This window comes from uncultured Pseudomonas sp. (assembly GCF_943846705.1).
GTDB lineage: Bacteria > Pseudomonadota > Gammaproteobacteria > Pseudomonadales > Pseudomonadaceae > Aquipseudomonas.
This window is the reverse complement of record NZ_OX044366.1, coordinates 2,145,373-2,162,370: the sequence shown is the minus strand read 5'-3', so window position 1 is coordinate 2,162,370 and position 16,998 is coordinate 2,145,373. Positions and strand designations below refer to the sequence as shown.

The window sequence follows — 16,998 nt, the reverse complement described above, 5'->3', positions numbered from 1 at the left end:
GTTGATCAGAAGTTCACACCAAAACTGAGGGCGACAAAGTCACGGTCGACGTTGGTGTTGTAATCACCACCAAAAAAGTCGGTGTAACTGAGGCTGGCGGTGTAGGTGTTCTGGTAATCAGCATTCAAACCCAGGCTGACGGCTTTACTGCCTTCGCTAAAGTTGGGTCCATAACCATCAACGTCATGCGACCAAGCGATACTCGGCGTCAGGTTGACCCCGGCAAAAACGTTGCTGTAGTCGGCACTGGCGCGCAGGCGATAGCCCCAGGAGCTGCTGGTGATAAAGCCATCGTCATTACACTCATCAGGGTTGGCGGTATTCAGCGAGCCGGTACAGGCAGCATTAGGGGTTAACTCACCAATGCCATAGACCGGATCGCGGCCGAAGCGCAGATCGCCGATATCATTACTGATACCACTGACATGGTTGTAACCCACCTCACCGAGCAGGGTCAGGCGGCTGGCACCGAGCACCCGGTCAAAGAACTGCACCGCAGTAATCTGAGCCTGGGTCACCGGTTTGCGCACATAACCACTGATTTCCTCGCCGGCGACATTGCGCGCATGACCACTGGTAAACACCGGTGAATTAGGCAATGCCAGCGAAGCAAAGGTCAGGTCGGTAGAGTTGATCGAGATCGGCATGTTTGGCCGATAGCTGAGTTCACCCGACAGCGCAGTGCCCTCGACGTTGGTTTGAAAACTTATGCCATACAGGCGGATATCTTCGGGGTACTCGAGAAAGTAGCGGGCATTCGGCGCGCCAGGAATGAGGGACGCAGAGGGTGTGCTGGTGCGTACGAAACTGCCGTTCGGGGTACGGCTGTGGTAGTTCATCGCATACAGACCGAACTCGGTGTCGTTCAGCGATTCGGCAAACCAGCGCAGGGCAACGCCGAACTGGCCACTGTCGCGCGCATCCCGATCGCCGCCACGCGGGACATAAATGGGATTGCCAGGAGCACCGGTGTTGTTCGAGGCACCTGGCGCTACATCCGCGCCGAACACCGCCAGGCGATCATTGCAGCCATCAGCCGCGGTGTCACTGGGGGCGAAGAAGGTGCCGCAGTTATCAATAACCGTCTGGTCCCACTCCAGCTGATAGAACGCCTCCATGCTCACGCTGTCAGTCAGGCTCTGCGACACGTAGAGCATATTGACCGGAATCAAACCCTCTTTGATCTCCGCACCAGGACGGCGGAACGCTGCGGCATCCACCGGGTTGATTGAGTTGATCGAGTTCTGGATAAAAGTGCTCTCACCCCAACTCACCACCTGCTTACCCACCCGCACGCTACCCGGCATGCCACCCAGGTTGTAGTTGTGGTAGATAAACGCATCGAGGATTTCCGCGCCAGAGGCCTGCGCCGCGGTCTTGCGGTTGCTGTCGACGATGTCATAGAGCAGGCGGCTTTCGTCCTTGGTTTCGAAGTCGTACCAGTACTTGCCGCGAATAAACACGCCGGTATCGCCGTACTTCAGCTCAAGGTCATGAATGCCTTTGAAGATTTTCGAGAAGGTTTCGCCCTTCTTGAAGTTCAGGCGGCCGTCATCGTTGGTTTGCGAGGACGCCTTGCCGCCATTGCGCGTGCCGATAAAGTCCGGTTCAGCGCCGCGTACGCTCCAACTGGCACCCACAGAAAGGGACGAATCGAACTGCCCTTCGACCTCACCAAGGTTAAACGTTACGGCCTGAACAGGCGCGACACAGCACAGCGCAATGGCAGTCGCCAAAACACTAGGCTGGAAGATGGCATGTCTTGTTTTTGTTCTCATGCGGCTCTCCTGGAAAGCGGGGGTTTCGTGTTGAAGCTCCACGCTACCCAGCCACCCGGGGCGGGATAAGCGCCCGAAAGAGGTATTTGCCCGGTCAGCCGAAAGAGTGAATAGCCGTCTAATAGGCCACCCCGCGCCCAGCCCATTGAGCCTCCCAATGGCGCTGGATAGGCTGGATGAATAGTTCTTGCTGTCGGCCACGGGCATGGCCGCTACACCCCGCTCAGCCCAGTTCGCGTTAGCGCAATAACCCTCGGCAACAAGCCGTGGCCAGCATCAACCGTATCGCTTTAGATACAACGTAATAAAATCGATACAGCCAGCCTAACCCACGGCCTCAGCGCCCTTACCGAACACATAGCCGTTGAACGCCCCTCACGCGTATTGAAATCACTACAGGCACAACAAGAGCACAACCACAGAAACAATCTAAGTTATTGTTTTTGTTGATAAAAATAACAATGGCACCTACCTTGCTATGGTCTTTGCATCTTGCGTTCGCTGCCCTGCACGAGCGTCCAGCACATCGCCCCCAGCAGAAAGGGCGAGTCACCCCCTTGAGGAGTTCACATGAGCGAATTGCGTTTTACCGTTGAGCACGAATGGCTGCGTCAGGATGCCGATGGCCTGGTTACCGTGGGCATCACCGCCTATGCCCAGGAAGCCTTGGGTGACGTGGTATTCGTGCAATTGCCAGAGGCCCAGAGCTACGCCGAGGGCGACGAAGTGGCCGTACTGGAATCGGTAAAAGCGGCAAGCAATATCTCCATGCCGCTGGACGGTGAGGTGGTTGAGGTCAATGGCGAGCTAGAATCCAGCCCTGAGTTGGTTAACGAAGAGCCCCTGGGTAAAGGTTGGTTCTTCCGTTTCCGCCCGGCCAATGCCAGCGCGGTAGCCGACCTGCTCGATCAGGCTGCCTACGAGCGCCTGCTCAACGCCAATGCTGACGCCTGAGAGATTGCAATGACCAAGCTGACCACCCAGAACGAATTTGTCGCCCGCCACATCGGCCCACGTGAGGCTGATACCGCGGCCATGCTCGAACTGCTCGGCTACGCCAGCATCGACGCACTGACCGACAACGTGATCCCCGAGAGCATCAAGGGCACCAGCGTGCTGGGCTCACTGCCGGGCCTGTCGGAAGCCGACGCGCTGGCCAAGATCAAAGCCATCGCTGGCAAAAACCAGCAATTCAAAACCTACATCGGCCAGGGCTATCACGGCACCCACACGCCAAGCCCGATCCTGCGCAACCTGCTGGAAAACCCGGCCTGGTACACCGCCTACACCCCGTACCAGCCAGAAATCTCCCAGGGTCGCCTGGAGTCCTTGCTGAACTTCCAGACCCTGGTCACCGACCTCACCGGTATGCAGATCGCCAACGCGTCCCTGCTCGATGAGGCCACCGCCGCCGCCGAAGCCATGACCTTCTGCAAGCGCCTGTCGAAGAACAAGGCCAGCAACGCCTTCTTCGCCTCGCAGCACTGCCACCCGCAAACCCTCGACGTGCTGCGCACCCGTGCCGAGCCGCTGGGCATTGAAGTAGTGGTAGGCGACGAAGCCAGCATCACTGACGCCAGCGCCTACTTCGGCGCACTGCTGCAGTACCCGGCGAGCAATGGCGACATCTTCGATTACCGCGAGCTGGTAGCGCGCTTCCACGCCGCCAACGCGCTGGTTGCCGTGGCCGCTGACCTGCTGGCCCTGACCCTGCTCACCCCGCCGGGTGAGTTTGGTGCCGACGTGGCCCTGGGCAGCGCGCAGCGCTTCGGTGTGCCGCTGGGCTTCGGTGGCCCGCACGCCGCCTACTTCGCCACCCGCGATGCATTCAAACGCGACATGCCGGGCCGCCTGGTCGGCATGTCGATCGACCGTTTCGGCAAGCCGGCCCTGCGCCTGGCCATGCAGACCCGCGAGCAGCACATCCGCCGCGAGAAGGCCACCAGCAACATCTGCACCGCCCAGGTGCTGCTGGCCAACATCGCCAGCATGTACGCCGTGTACCACGGCCCCAAAGGTCTGACCCAGATCGCCCAGCGCACCCACCAGTTCACCGCGATCCTGGCCAAGGGCCTGCGCGCTTTGGGCTACAGCGTTGAGCAGGAATTCTTCTTCGACACCCTGAGCCTGGCCACCGGCAGCAAGACCGCCGCCCTGCACGCGGCTGCGCGCAAAGCCAGCATCAACCTGCGTGAAATCGATGGCGAGCGCCTGGGCCTATCCCTGGACGAAACCACTGACCAGGCCGCTGTCGAAGCACTGCTGGCGGTATTTGCCGAGGGCAAAGCCGTGCCGGCATTCGCCGAGCTGGCCGCAGGCGTCACCGCACAACTGCCGCAAGGCCTGCTGCGTGAGTCGGCGATCCTCGCGCACCCGGTGTTCAACCGTTATCACTCGGAAACCGAGTTGATGCGCTACCTGCGCAAACTGGCCGACAAGGACCTGGCGCTGGACCGCAGCATGATCCCGCTGGGCTCCTGCACCATGAAGCTCAACGCCGCCAGCGAAATGATCCCGGTGACCTGGGCCGAATTCGGCAACCTGCACCCCTTCGCTCCGGTTGAGCAAAGCCAAGGCTACAGCCAGCTGACCACTGAACTGGAAGCCATGCTCTGCGCGGCCACCGGTTACGACGGCATCTCCCTGCAGCCGAACGCCGGTTCCCAGGGCGAGTACGCCGGCCTGCTGGCCATCCGCGCGTACCACCACAGCCGCGGCGACGATCAGCGCGACATCTGCCTGATCCCGCAGTCGGCCCACGGCACCAACCCGGCCACCGCCAGCATGGCCGGCATGCGTGTAGTCGTCACCGCCTGCGACAGCAGCGGTAACGTCGACATCGCCGATCTTAAGGCCAAGGCCGAAGAGCACAAAGAGCGCCTGGCTGCGCTGATGATTACCTACCCGTCGACCCACGGCGTGTTCGAGGAAGGCATCCGCGAAATCTGCCAGATCATTCATGACAACGGCGGCCAGGTGTACATCGACGGCGCCAACATGAATGCCATGGTCGGCCTCTGCGCCCCAGGCCAGTTCGGCGGCGACGTCTCGCACCTGAACCTGCACAAGACCTTCTGCATCCCGCACGGCGGTGGCGGCCCAGGCGTCGGCCCGATTGGCGTCAAAGCGCACCTGATTCCGTTCCTGCCGGGCCATGGTCACATGGCGCGCAAGGAAGGTGCCGTCAGCGCCGCACCGTTCGGCAGCGCCAGCATCCTGCCAATCACCTGGATGTACATCAGCATGATGGGCGGCGAAGGCCTCAAGCGCGCCTCGCAGATGGCCATTCTCAACGCCAACTACATCGCCCGCCGCCTCGAAGAGCACTACCCCGTGCTGTATTCGGGCGCCGGTGGCCTGGTGGCGCACGAGTGCATTCTGGACATCCGTCCGATCAAGGACAGCAGCGGCATCAGCGTTGACGATGTGGCCAAGCGCCTGATCGACTTCGGTTTCCACGCCCCGACCATGTCCTTCCCGGTCGCCGGCACGCTGATGATCGAACCGACCGAAAGCGAATCCAAGGAAGAACTGGACCGCTTCTGCGACGCCATGATCGCCATTCGCGAAGAAATTCGTGCGGTGGAAGCCGGTCATCTGGACGCCACCGACAACCCGTTGAAAAACGCCCCGCACACCGCCCTGGAACTGGTCGGTGAATGGACGCACGGCTACAGCCGCGAGCAGGCGGTGTACCCAACCGCCACGCTGATCGAAGGCAAGTACTGGCCACCGGTCGGCCGCGTCGACAACGTGTTCGGCGACCGCAACCTGATCTGCGCCTGCCCGTCCATCGAGGCGTATCAGGACGCTTAAGGCGATGTAAACGTAGGATGGGTTGAGCGCAGCGATACCCATCACGCCACGTACCATCAACGATGGCTTACACGGCGTTCAATAGCGGCGTTGCCAGCCTGATCAGGGCAATGCGCCGCCCATCCTACGGTTTATTTACCCAAAATTTCGACTCACCCCTACCCGGGGCGGGTCAGTTGTACCCACAAGAACAACAACCGAGGGATCTGCGCATGTTCAGCAAACACGACCAACTGCAAGGTTATGACGACGCCCTGCTCGCCGCGATCAACGCCGAAGAGCAACGCCAGGAAGATCACATTGAGCTGATCGCCTCGGAAAACTATTGCAGCCAGCGCGTCATGCTGGCGCAAGGCAGTGGCCTGACCAACAAGTACGCCGAAGGCTATCCGGGCAAGCGTTACTACGGCGGCTGTGAGCATGTCGACAAGGTCGAGGCCCTGGCCATCGAGCGCGCCAAGCAGTTGTTCGGTGCCGACTACGCCAACGTCCAGCCGCATTCCGGCTCATCGGCCAACAGCGCGGTGTACCTGGCGCTGCTCAATGCCGGCGACACCATCCTCGGTATGAGCCTGGCCCACGGCGGCCACCTGACCCACGGCGCCAAGGTGTCGTCTTCGGGCAAGCTGTACAACGCGGTGCAATACGGCATCGACGAGCAAGGCCTGATCGATTACGCCGAAGTCGAACGCCTGGCGCTTGAGCACAAGCCGAAGATGATCGTCGCCGGTTTCTCCGCCTATTCGCGCACCCTGGATTTCGCCCGTTTCCGCGCAATCGCCGACAAGGTCGACGCCCTGCTGTTTGTCGACATGGCCCACGTCGCCGGCTTGGTCGCCGCAGGCCTGTACCCCAACCCGATGCCGTTTGCCGATGTGGTCACCACCACCACCCACAAAACCCTGCGCGGCCCACGCGGTGGCTTGATCCTGGCGCGCGCCAATGCGGACATCGAGAAGAAGCTCAACTCGGCGGTATTCCCCGGCAGCCAGGGCGGCCCGCTGATGCACGTGATCGCAGCCAAGGCAGTGTGCTTCAAGGAAGCGCTGGAGCCTGCTTTTAAAACCTATCAACAGCAGGTCATCGACAACGCCCAGGCCATGGCCGAAGTGTTCGTTGGCCGCGGCTATGACGTGGTTTCCGGCGGCACCGACAACCACCTGATGCTGATCAGTCTGGTCAAGCAGGGCCTGACCGGCAAAGCCGCCGATGCGGCGCTGGGTGATGCGCATATCACGGTGAACAAGAACGCCGTGCCGAATGACCCGCAGTCGCCGTTCGTCACTTCTGGCATCCGCATCGGCACTCCGGCCGTGACCACGCGCGGCTTCAAGCAAACCGAATGCCGCACCCTGGCTGGCTGGATCTGCGACATTCTCGATGAGCTGGACAACCCGGCGCTGATCGAGCGCGTCCGTGGTCAGGTGGCGGCACTCTGCGCCAGCTTCCCGGTCTACGCTGACTAAGCAACAGCTGCTTTTTGCTGAACGCAGGCGCGGTTACACGCCGCGCTGTATCCACGCCAACCTACAAGGTCGGCTCAGAGCCGGAGAAAGCATGTCACTCAGCGTTTTTGATTTATTCAAGATAGGTATCGGCCCCTCCAGCTCACACACCGTGGGCCCGATGCTCGCCGCCCTGCGCTTTGCCGAAGGCCTGCGCCGCGACGATTTACTCGCCAGCACCGAGAGTATCAAGGTCGAGCTATACGGCTCCCTCGGCGCCACCGGCAAAGGCCATGGCAGCGATAAGGCGGTGCTACTAGGCCTGGAGGGCGAGCAGCCCGACACGGTCGACACCAACAACGTCGACGCCCGCCTGGCGGCGATCCGCAGCGGCGGTGAGCTGAATTTGCTTGGCGAAAAACCGATCCGCTTTGTCGAAAAACAGCACCTGGCGATGATCCGCAAGCCGCTGCCCTTTCACCCCAACGGCATGATCTTTCGCGCCTTCGACGCCGCCGGGTTACAGATTCGCTCGCGTGAGTATTACTCGGTGGGCGGCGGCTTTGTGGTGGATGAACAAGCCGCCGGCGCTGACCGCATCGTCGAAGACACCACGCCGCTGCAATACCCCTTCACCACCGGTAAGCAACTGCTGGCGCATTGCGCCGCGCACAACCTGTCGATCAGCCAGGTGATGCTGGCCAACGAGGCGGCCTGGCGCCCGGAAGCGGAAACCCGCGCGCGCCTGCTGCAGATCTGGCAAGTGATGCAGGATTGCGTCGAAGCCGGTTGCCGCAACGAGGGCATCATGCCCGGCGGGCTCAAGGTCAAACGCCGCGCGGCAGACTTACACCGACAACTGTGCAAACACCCGGAAGCCAGCCTGCGGGATGCCTTGAGCGTGCTCGATTGGGTCAACCTCTATGCCTTGGCGGTTAACGAAGAAAACGCCAGCGGCGGCCGCGTGGTTACCGCGCCGACCAATGGCGCGGCCGGTATCGTGCCGGCGGTGCTGCATTACTACAGCCGCTTTATCCCCAGTTCCAACGATGACGGCGTGGTGCGTTTTCTGCTCACTGCCGCCGCCATCGGCATCCTCTACAAGGAAAACGCCTCGATCTCCGGCGCCGAAGTCGGCTGTCAGGGCGAGGTCGGCGTAGCCTGTTCGATGGCCGCCGGGGCACTCTGCGAAGTGCTGGGCGGTAACGTCAACCAGGTGGAAAACGCCGCCGAAATTGGCATGGAACATAACCTCGGCCTGACCTGCGACCCCATCGGCGGCCTGGTGCAGGTACCCTGTATCGAACGCAACGCCATGGGCTCGGTGAAGGCCATCAACGCCGCACGCATGGCCCTGCGCGGCGACGGTCAGCACTTTGTGTCGCTGGATAAAGTCATCCGCACCATGCGCCAGACCGGTGCCGACATGAACAACAAGTACAAGGAAACCGCCCGCGGCGGTTTGGCCGTCAATATTATCGAGTGCTGAGCAGCGCACCCCATACAAGCCTGTAGGCGCGAGCACGCTGCGCCTACAGGAATAACGTTTACCGACATGGAGAACCGCATGACCACTGAAACCCTGGCGAAAACCCCACTACACGCCCTGCACCTCGAATTGGGCGCGCGCATGGTGCCGTTTGCCGACTACGACATGCCGGTGCAGTACCCGCTCGGGGTGATGAAAGAACACCTGCACACCCGCGAGCAGGCTGGTCTGTTCGACGTCTCGCACATGGGCCAGATCGTCCTGCGCGGTGCCAATGCCGCCAAGGCCCTGGAAACCCTGGTGCCGGTGGACATCATCGACCTACCGGTGGGCATGCAGCGCTACGCCATGTTCACCGATGAGAATGGCGGCATCCTCGACGATCTGATGGTTGCCAACCTGGGCGACGACACCCTGTTCCTGGTGGTCAACGCCGGCTGCAAGCATCAGGACCTGGCTCACCTGCAACAACACATCGGCAGCCAGTGCGAGATTGAGGAGCAGTTCGAAGCCCGCGCCCTGTTGGCGCTGCAAGGCCCTAAAGCCGTCGACGTACTGGCGCGCCTGGCCCCAGAAGTGGCGCAGATGACCTTTATGCAATTCGCCCCGGTGCGTTTACTCGGCGTGGACTGCTACGTCAGCCGCTCCGGTTACACCGGTGAAGATGGCTACGAGATTTCCGTGCCTGCTGAACACGCCGAGACCCTGGCGCGCAGCCTGCTAGCCGAAACAGAAGTCGAGGCCATCGGCCTCGGCGCGCGTGACTCGCTGCGTCTGGAAGCCGGCCTGTGCCTGTATGGCCACGACATGAGCAGCAGCGTCACGCCAATCGAAGCCAGCCTGCTGTGGGCCATCTCCAAGCCGCGTCGTGCCGATGGTGCCCGCGCCGGTGGTTTCCCGGGGGCGGCGCGCATCTTCGCCCAGCAACAAGAAGGCGTGACCAGCAAGCGCGTCGGCCTGCTGCCACAAGAGCGTGTACCGGTGCGTGAAGGCGCGGAGATTGTCGATGCCGACGGCACTGTGATCGGCAGCGTCAGCAGCGGCGGCTTCGGCCCAAGCCTCGGCGCACCGGTGGCCATGGGTTATGTGCAGAGCAGCCATATCGCCCTGGATACCGAACTGTGGGCCATGGTGCGCGGCAAGCGCGTGGCGATGAAAGTCGCCAAAACGCCGTTCGTGCCACAACGCTACTACCGAGGCTAATCGCCCACCGCGCTGCGCCGGCCGCCAGGTCGGCGCACAACCTTCGTTATCGCAACTGCCCGACCATCGCAGCCGCGACACTGAGCACATCCTTGCCCAGCTGCTTGGATCGCTCGCCATTCCAGCCCGTTTGCGGGTTAGGCCGATCGTCGTGGTCTTTGAACGGCATTTCGATGGTGAACGCTAAACAATCGAACTCTAGCCCCACGGCATTACAAGCCAGGGTGGTATTGGCCTGGCCGAACTGGTCTGGGGCGTATCCGAAAGTGGTCTGAAACTCGGCACCATTATCGATCAGCAGCTGGCGAAATTGCTGCTCCAGCCCGGCAAGGCGCGGGCTGTAACCCGGATTACCCTCACATCCTGCGGTGAATACGTGGGGAATCTCTTCGTCACCGTGGATATCCAGAAACAGATCAACGCCAATCGCGCGCATCTGCTGCTGGACGAAATGCACTTCGGGGCTGTCCGCCGCGCTGGCTGACTGCCAGGCTCGGTTGAGGTCACGTCCGGCGAGATTAGTGCGCAAGTGACCACGGAAGGCGCCGTCCGGGTTCATATTCGGCACCAGGTACAGATCGGCCTGTGCCAATAACGCGCTTAGCTCGGCGTCATCACGCTGCTGCAGACGCTCGATCAACCCCTCCATAAACCACTCAGCCATATGCTCGCCAGGGTGCTGCTGGGCGATCAGCCAAATCTTGCGCGCCGCTTGCGGATTACGGCTGATCCGCAGCAACTCGATGGCGCGGCCTTCGAGGCTTTTGCCGGTGGCAAACAACTCGGCACCGGCCAGGCGCTGCGCCTGGTCAATTAGCTGTGCATGGCGGGCGCGGCTATAGGGTTCAAAATAGGCAAACCAGATCTGTGCCTGCTGCGGCTCGACATCAAAGCTCAGCGCACCATCTGCAAAACGGCTGGGTACGCGAAACCAGTTACGCTGATCGTAAGAGGCCACGGCGTGGTAGTCCGTCCAGGCATTCGGGTAAGACGACTGCCCAGCATTGCTCAGGCTAAAACCATAACGCTGCCCTGGCTGCAAACCTTCAACCTTAAAATGAAACCACTGGAAGTGGCCGCTGTTAAGGTCCGGACGAATCGCCAGCAACACCTGCTGCGGATTACTGGCGTCGATGACCTCGATATTGCCGCTGTCGAAGTTGGAGCTGATCTGCATGGATACCTCGATGGCTGGTGATAGACCGCTACGCTTAAGAGTCGCAGCTCTGCCTGGCGAACGAAACGCTGAAGGCGACACACTGCTAGGCATTCGACCCTGTCGAATCAAGCAGCGCCAACCCTAGCCGCGCAACTTGCTGCCGCCTGCACAGTCTGCTGTGCAGTGGCCCTTTCAAACCCCGCAAAAGACCGGAGAAGCCCCGCATGGCTATTGCTTACCCATACGTAGCATTGCTTGGCATGCTGATGATACTAGGCGGTTGCGCCAGCACCTCAAACGGCAAGCCAGCCAGTGCCCCCACCCCAGTAGAGACGGCAAAAACCGACACCCGCGCCGCGCACGCTGACCTGCAACGCCAGGCCATGCGCGGCGACCTCGACAGCCAGTTCCAATTGGGCAGCCTGTATTTTGTCAGCCAACCGAAAGACCTCAAACAGGCCGAATACTGGTGGAAAATGGCCGCCGACAAGGGCCATGCGCTGGCTGCGGTCAGTCTGGCGTTTTTGTACACCGGCCGCGATAACCCGGCGCTCAACAACCCGCCACTGATGCTCAAGTACTTGAATCAGTCTGCTGCTGGGGGTAACCCGATGGCCCAGCACATCCTCGGCAACCTCTACCTCAGGGGCGAACAGGGCGTGCCCCGTGACGCACGGCAAGCCCGGGCATTATTCCTCAGCGCCTGCCAACAGAACTACGCCGCCAGCTGTGAAGCGCTCAGTCAAACACCCTGAGACTGGCGTCAGGTTTCAATCATTTTTGCCTCAGCCGGAGCTAACGGCTCAGCATCGGGCTGCTCGGGCTGCCGGGGTTCGTCTGGCTGATCTGCTTCAGCAGGTGTGCCCAGCCACTCACTGAGCGAGCGTTGCACGTCGTCCACCTCCTTGTTGAGCGCTTTAGCCGTCTCATCAAGCATCTCTTGAGCCAGGTCCCGCACAGCTTGCTCGGTCTTCTCGACCAATTTCTGCGCCGACTGTTCGAGGGCATCGCAACCTGCCAGGTTAATTAGCAACACCCCCAGCACACCTACTTGCATCGCTTTACGCATCACGGCCTCTATTAACAACTGTTAGCGGGTTGCTCTGTGGCAGCGACCCAGCACGATAAAATAACTTCCCCGCGATCGCCCACTCGCTCACAGGACGCAGCAGAGTCGAGCCGCTTGGCAAACACGCCAACACAGGGCTAATAATACAAGCCACTGTACGCACCCAGTAGCCACGCATTGGCATGGCTGCATTTGCCTGCCAGTATTCATCGCCACTAAAGGATTATGTCGTGTTGATACGCAAGGCGCTGGTCGTGCTAAGCATTTTATTTTCGGCCAGCGCTTCAGCTGAAGAATTGCACTTTGTCACCGAAGAGTTCCCACCCTTCAGCTATTCCCGCGGCGCAATAGCCAGCGGCGCACTGTCCGAAATAGTAGAAGCCACCTGCATGATTTTGCAGTGGCGCTGCTCTATTGAGGTATTACCCTGGCGGCGCGCACTGCAGTTAGCCGAGGAGGGTGAAGTGGATGGGATTTTTACTGTTATTCAATCACCCGCGCGACAGCAGGCATTCTTTATTACCCCCATGCTGGTGACCTCCGGGTACGACTTCTACACCACACGCTCAAGCAACTTCCACTACACCCAGCCAGACGATTTACGTGGTCGCCAAATCGGAGTGTATGGCCCGTCAGGCACCTCATTTATTTTGCAAGAACACCTGCAAAGCACCCCAAACGTCGAGGTCAAGCTGGTTACCAATAACCGGCGCTTGTTATTGATGCTCAATGCCGGACGCTTTGGCGAGAATGGCGTAGTTGTACTTAATCGCGATGTAGCGCGGCACTTGATTGAGCATGAACATCTGTATGCCCTGCGTCACGCCGGACACTTGACATCGATTGCATACGGCATTGGTTTTTCCCGCAAAAAAGTCAGCCTTGGGCAATTTCAGGCCTTCAATCGCGGGTTAAGCAGACTGCGCAATAGCGGCCAACTTGCAACCATTGTGCAACGCTATGGTCTACAACCTAGCGATTAAGCACGCTGGACATTTGACTCGGCTTCGCCATAATTACCGTGTGCAGCCTAATTAAGCCCTTTACAAGCCTGACAACTCGATCAGGCAATCCTCAATTAAAGGGCACGCTGGCGCTGATAATAGTCTCTGAAACTATTCGCAACGCCTTGCTTAATACATGCGCAAACTACAACTGTTTGGCTGTCTCAGCTGTCCAGGCACGCGCCTGGCATCAAGCCAATATTCTGCTCAACACCATGGGAAACAACGTGACGAAAGACGAACTGCGCGCCGAACTCGAGCGCCAGGCGCAGCGTTACAAGGATGTATACGGCGGGGAAGTGATTACCTACGCCGCTCAACCGGACCCCGAGCGCAAGCCATGGCGCAAGAAGGCTAACCTTCTCGACCAAGCGTTTGACAAAGAGCTGGAAAAAATCGAAAAAGAGCTGCAAACCAAGGCCGACGAAGCGTCTGGCTGACGCCCGCCTCCCTGGCAGCTGACCACGCGGCCATCCCTCATCGGGATGGCCGTAGCCTCAACGCCGCTTGCCGCCCATTAACGACCCCAACAATCCGCGCACCAGCTGCCGGCCGATCTGATTGGCCGCCTGGCGCATGGTGGCTTTCATTACCTGACTCGCCAGCCCGCCGAACAGCTCACCGGCTGCGCCAGCAATGCCGCCGTCCGCCTCGTCTTTCTTGCCGGCGGGGGTCACTTTACTTTGCTCGATTTGCTCCGCGGCGGCCTGTTCGGCGCGCGCGGTCAACAGCTCGTACGCCGACTCACGATCAATGGGTTTATCGTAGCGTCCACGCAATGGCGACTGGGCAATCAAGGCCGCGCGCTCAGCCTCACTCAACGGCCCAATCCGCGACTGCGGTGGCGCAACCGCCACACGCTGGACCATGGCGGGCGTGCCTTTAGTCTCCATGGTACCGACCAGCGCCTCGCCAATACCCAGTTCAGTCAACACCGCCAGCGTGTCGATGGCAGGGTTAGGCCGAAAGCCATCGGCTACCGCGCGCAACGACTTCTGTTCTTTGGCGGTAAAGGCGCGCAAGCCATGCTGGATACGCAGGCCCAGCTGCGCCAACACATCGTCCGGCAAATCACCCGGTGACTGGGTGACGAAGTACACCCCCACGCCTTTCGAACGAATCAGCCGCACCACCTGCTCCAGGCGTTCCTGCAACGCCTTCGGCGTATCGGCAAACAACAGGTGCGCTTCATCAAAGAACAGCGCCAACAGCGGTTTGTCGGCGTCGCCGCGCTCCGGCAGTTGCTCGAATAACTCGGCCAGCAGCCAAAGCAGGAAGGTCGCGTAGACCTTGGGCGCTTCGTGCACCAGACGGCTGGCGTCGAGCAGGTGAATGCGCCCGCGACCATCGCGATCAGGGTGCAAAATATCTTCAAGTTGCAGCGCCGGCTCACCAAACAACGCCTCCGCACCTTGCTGCTCAAGGCCGGCCAGCTTGCGTAGCAAGGCTTGTGCTGAAGCGCTGGTAAACAGCGCGCTGTCGTCGCCAAGCACCTCGGGGTGGCTTTTCAGGTGCGCCAGCAATGCCTTGAGGTCTTTCAGATCAAGCAACAGCAAGCCTTCGCGATCTGCCACCTTGAACGCGGCATAGAGCGCAGCCTGCTGGCTAGCGGTCAGCTCCAGCAGCGCGCCCAGCAACAAAGGCCCCATTTCACTGAGCGTGGTGCGCAGCGGGTGGCCGCTTTGCCCGTGCACATCCCACAGGGTGACCGGGTAGGCCATCGGCTGATGGTTAAGCCAGGGCATGCTGGCAATCCGCTCAGCCACCTTGCCTTGTGGCGCACCCGCCGCACCGAGGCCACAAAGATCGCCTTTAACATCGGCGGCGAACACCGCCACGCCAGCATCGCTAAAGGTTTCGATGAGGCGCTGCAATGTCACGGTTTTACCCGTACCCGTGGCACCTGCGATCAGCCCGTGCCGGTTGGCCAGACGCAGCGCCTGCCCCACTGGCAGCCCATCAAGACCGGCCCCCACAACAAACTGATCGGTTTGCGTCATTTTGTTATCTCCCTGGTTAAAGCTTTGCTGCAATCAAGCCGACACAATCACCATGACCGCACAGTCGGCCCCGCGATTAGCTCAGTCAGCCCAAGACTGATGCCAGAACTTACCGGACGCAAGAAGCCATGACCAACAACCTGAAGTTCAGCCACAAGATTCTGCTCGCCGCCTCACTGGTGGTGATCGCGGCATTCTCGCTGTTCACCCTGTACAACGACTATCTGCAACGCAATGCCATTCAGAGTGATCTGGAGAGCTACCTGCATGAGATGGGTGATGTCACTGCAAGCAATATTTCCAACTGGCTGTCGGGGCGCATCCTGCTGGTGGAAAGCGCAGCGCAGTCGATTGGCCGTGATGCTTCGAGCGAAGCCCTGACCGGTTTGCTGGAGCAGAGGGCTCTGGCCTCTACGTTCGTGTTTACTTACTTGGGTAGCGCCGATGGCAGTTTCACCATGCGCCCAGACAGTGAAATGCCCGCGGATTATGACCCGCGCACACGACCTTGGTATAAGGACGCCATGAGTGCGGGTGGCAGCACCCTGACCGAACCTTATTTCGACGCCTCCACCGGAGCGTTGACCATGACCATCGCCACCCCAGCCAAGCCCGCTGGCGTAGTCGGTGGCGACCTGAGCCTGCAGACCCTGACAGACATCATCAACTCACTGAGTTTCGACGGTATCGGCTACGCATTTCTGGTCAGCTCAGACGGCAAGATCCTGGTCCACCCGGACAAAGCACTGGTGATGAAGAACCTCAGTGAGGTCTACCCGAAAAACACCCCGCGCATCAGCAGCGAGTTCAGCGAAACAGAACTCGATGGTAGTCAGCGCATCCTGACCTTTAGCCCGGTCAAAGGTCTGCCTTCGGTGAACTGGCATATTGGTCTGTCCGTCGACAAGGACAAGGCCTATGCGATGCTCAGCGAGTTCCGCGCGTCTGCAATCATTGCCACCATCATCGCGGTGGTGCTGATCATGCTGCTGCTGAGCATGCTGATCAGCGTGCTAATGCAACCGCTGAATGTCATGGGCAAAGCCATGGAAGACATCGCTCAGGGCGAGGGCGACCTGACCAAGCGCCTGAACATCCAATCGAATGACGAGTTCGGTCGACTGGCCCGCGCGTTCAACCAATTTGTCGAGCGTATCCACAGCTCGATCCGCGAAGTGTCGTCGGCCACCAGCCAGGTTAACGAAGTGGCCAAACTGGTGGTCGGTGCGTCCAACTCATCGATGATCAACTCGGACGAACAAGCCAGCCGCACCAACAGTGTGGCCGCGGCGATCAACGAACTGGGCGCGGCCGCCCAGGAGATCGCGCGCAACGCGGCTGACGCCTCGAATCAAGCCTCCGATGCGCGTCATCTGGCAGAAGATGGCCGCCAGGTCGTGGAAAAAACCATCCGCGCCATGAATGAACTGTCGGGCAAGATCAGCGCCTCTTGCAGCAACATTGAGACCCTCAACAGCAAGACCGTGAACATCGGGCAGATTCTTGAGGTAATCAAAAGCATCTCCCAGCAAACCAACCTGCTGGCACTCAACGCCGCCATCGAAGCGGCGCGCGCCGGTGAAGCCGGCCGTGGCTTCGCCGTGGTAGCCGATGAAGTGCGCAACCTGGCCCATCGCACCCAGGAGTCGGCGCAGGAAATCGAGAAGATGATTGAAGAGCTGCAAGTCGGCTCGCGTGAGTCGGTCACCACCATGACCGAAAGCCAGCGTTACAGTGAGGAGAGCGTCGAGATCGCCAACCAGGCCGGTGCACGCCTGGGCAGCGTAACCGAACGCATCGGCGAGATCGACGGTATGAACCAGTCGGTGGCCACCGCGACCGAAGAGCAGACCTCGGTGATCGAGTCACTCAACGTCGACATCACCGAAATCAACACCCTTAACCAGGAAGGCGTGGAAAACCTCAACGCCACCCTGCGCGCCTGCGGTGACCTGGAGCAACAAGCCAGCCGACTTAAGCAGTTGGTCGACAGCTTCCGCATTTAACCAAGCAATAAAAAACGGGGCGCTCAGTG

13 protein-coding genes are annotated in these 16,998 nt (G+C 60.3%); 9 read left to right on the top strand and 4 right to left on the bottom strand.

The features are described from left to right. Positions 1-5: 5 nt before the first annotated feature. A complete protein-coding gene (locus Q0V31_RS10050) occupies positions 6-1,778 on the bottom strand; it encodes a DUF1302 domain-containing protein (protein ID WP_298187498.1) in 1,773 nt (590 codons plus the stop codon). Between the two features lie 570 nt (positions 1,779-2,348). On the opposite strand from Q0V31_RS10050, the gene gcvH reads away from it, so the two are divergent. From gcvH to gcvT, 5 genes are all read left to right on the top strand, one after another. Further along, complete coding sequence (gene gcvH, locus Q0V31_RS10045; RefSeq protein WP_298187497.1) at positions 2,349-2,732, top strand: glycine cleavage system protein GcvH; 384 nt, start codon at positions 2,349-2,351, stop codon at positions 2,730-2,732. Between the two features lie 9 nt (positions 2,733-2,741). Beyond that, positions 2,742-5,594, top strand: coding sequence for an aminomethyl-transferring glycine dehydrogenase (gcvP, locus tag Q0V31_RS10040; protein ID WP_298187495.1), 2,853 nt, complete (start codon positions 2,742-2,744; stop codon positions 5,592-5,594). Between the two features lie 212 nt (positions 5,595-5,806). Further along, a complete protein-coding gene (gene glyA / locus Q0V31_RS10035) occupies positions 5,807-7,060 on the top strand; it encodes a serine hydroxymethyltransferase (protein WP_298187494.1) in 1,254 nt (417 codons plus the stop codon). A gap of 91 nt (positions 7,061-7,151) precedes the next feature. Then, positions 7,152-8,528 carry an L-serine ammonia-lyase gene (locus Q0V31_RS10030; RefSeq protein ID WP_298187492.1) on the top strand — a complete coding sequence of 459 codons (1,377 nt, stop codon included), beginning with the start codon at positions 7,152-7,154 and terminating at the stop codon, positions 8,526-8,528. A 78-nt stretch (positions 8,529-8,606) separates the two neighbouring features. Next, on the top strand, positions 8,607-9,731 hold the full coding sequence (gene gcvT, locus Q0V31_RS10025; protein ID WP_298187490.1) for a glycine cleavage system aminomethyltransferase GcvT: 1,125 nt from the start codon (positions 8,607-8,609) through the stop codon (positions 9,729-9,731). Positions 9,732-9,777: 46 nt separating this feature from the next. On the opposite strand, the gene Q0V31_RS10020 is transcribed toward gcvT, so the two are convergent. Next, the gene (locus tag Q0V31_RS10020; protein WP_298187487.1) at positions 9,778-10,908 is read right to left on the bottom strand and encodes a M14-type cytosolic carboxypeptidase; all 1,131 of its coding nucleotides are present in this window, start codon (positions 10,906-10,908) and stop codon (positions 9,778-9,780) included. A 242-nt stretch (positions 10,909-11,150) separates the two neighbouring features. On the opposite strand from Q0V31_RS10020, the gene Q0V31_RS10015 reads away from it, so the two are divergent. After that, positions 11,151-11,645 carry a tetratricopeptide repeat protein gene (locus Q0V31_RS10015; protein ID WP_298187486.1) on the top strand — a complete coding sequence of 165 codons (495 nt, stop codon included), beginning with the start codon at positions 11,151-11,153 and terminating at the stop codon, positions 11,643-11,645. Positions 11,646-11,653: 8 nt separating this feature from the next. Here Q0V31_RS10015 and Q0V31_RS10010 read toward each other — a convergent pair whose 3' ends face one another. Then, on the bottom strand, positions 11,654-11,959 hold the full coding sequence (locus Q0V31_RS10010) for a hypothetical protein (protein WP_298187484.1): 306 nt from the start codon (positions 11,957-11,959) through the stop codon (positions 11,654-11,656). Between the two features lie 182 nt (positions 11,960-12,141). Between Q0V31_RS10010 and Q0V31_RS10005 the strand changes: the two genes are divergently transcribed. Both Q0V31_RS10005 and Q0V31_RS10000 read left to right on the top strand, forming a co-directional pair. Continuing rightward, entirely contained in the window at positions 12,142-12,942 is an 801-nt protein-coding gene (locus Q0V31_RS10005) for a transporter substrate-binding domain-containing protein (RefSeq protein WP_298187483.1), read from the top strand. A 248-nt stretch (positions 12,943-13,190) separates the two neighbouring features. Further along, positions 13,191-13,403, top strand: a complete 213-nt coding sequence (locus Q0V31_RS10000) for a hypothetical protein (RefSeq protein ID WP_298187482.1) — start codon at positions 13,191-13,193, stop codon at positions 13,401-13,403. 57 nt (positions 13,404-13,460) lie between these two features. Here the strand turns inward: Q0V31_RS10000 and Q0V31_RS09995 are convergent, their stop codons facing one another. Continuing rightward, the gene (locus Q0V31_RS09995) at positions 13,461-14,963 is read right to left on the bottom strand and encodes a helicase HerA-like domain-containing protein (RefSeq protein ID WP_298187481.1); all 1,503 of its coding nucleotides are present in this window, start codon (positions 14,961-14,963) and stop codon (positions 13,461-13,463) included. A 128-nt stretch (positions 14,964-15,091) separates the two neighbouring features. On the opposite strand from Q0V31_RS09995, the gene Q0V31_RS09990 reads away from it, so the two are divergent. Further along, entirely contained in the window at positions 15,092-16,969 is a 1,878-nt protein-coding gene (locus tag Q0V31_RS09990; protein ID WP_298187479.1) for a methyl-accepting chemotaxis protein, read from the top strand. Positions 16,970-16,998 lie beyond the last annotated feature (29 nt).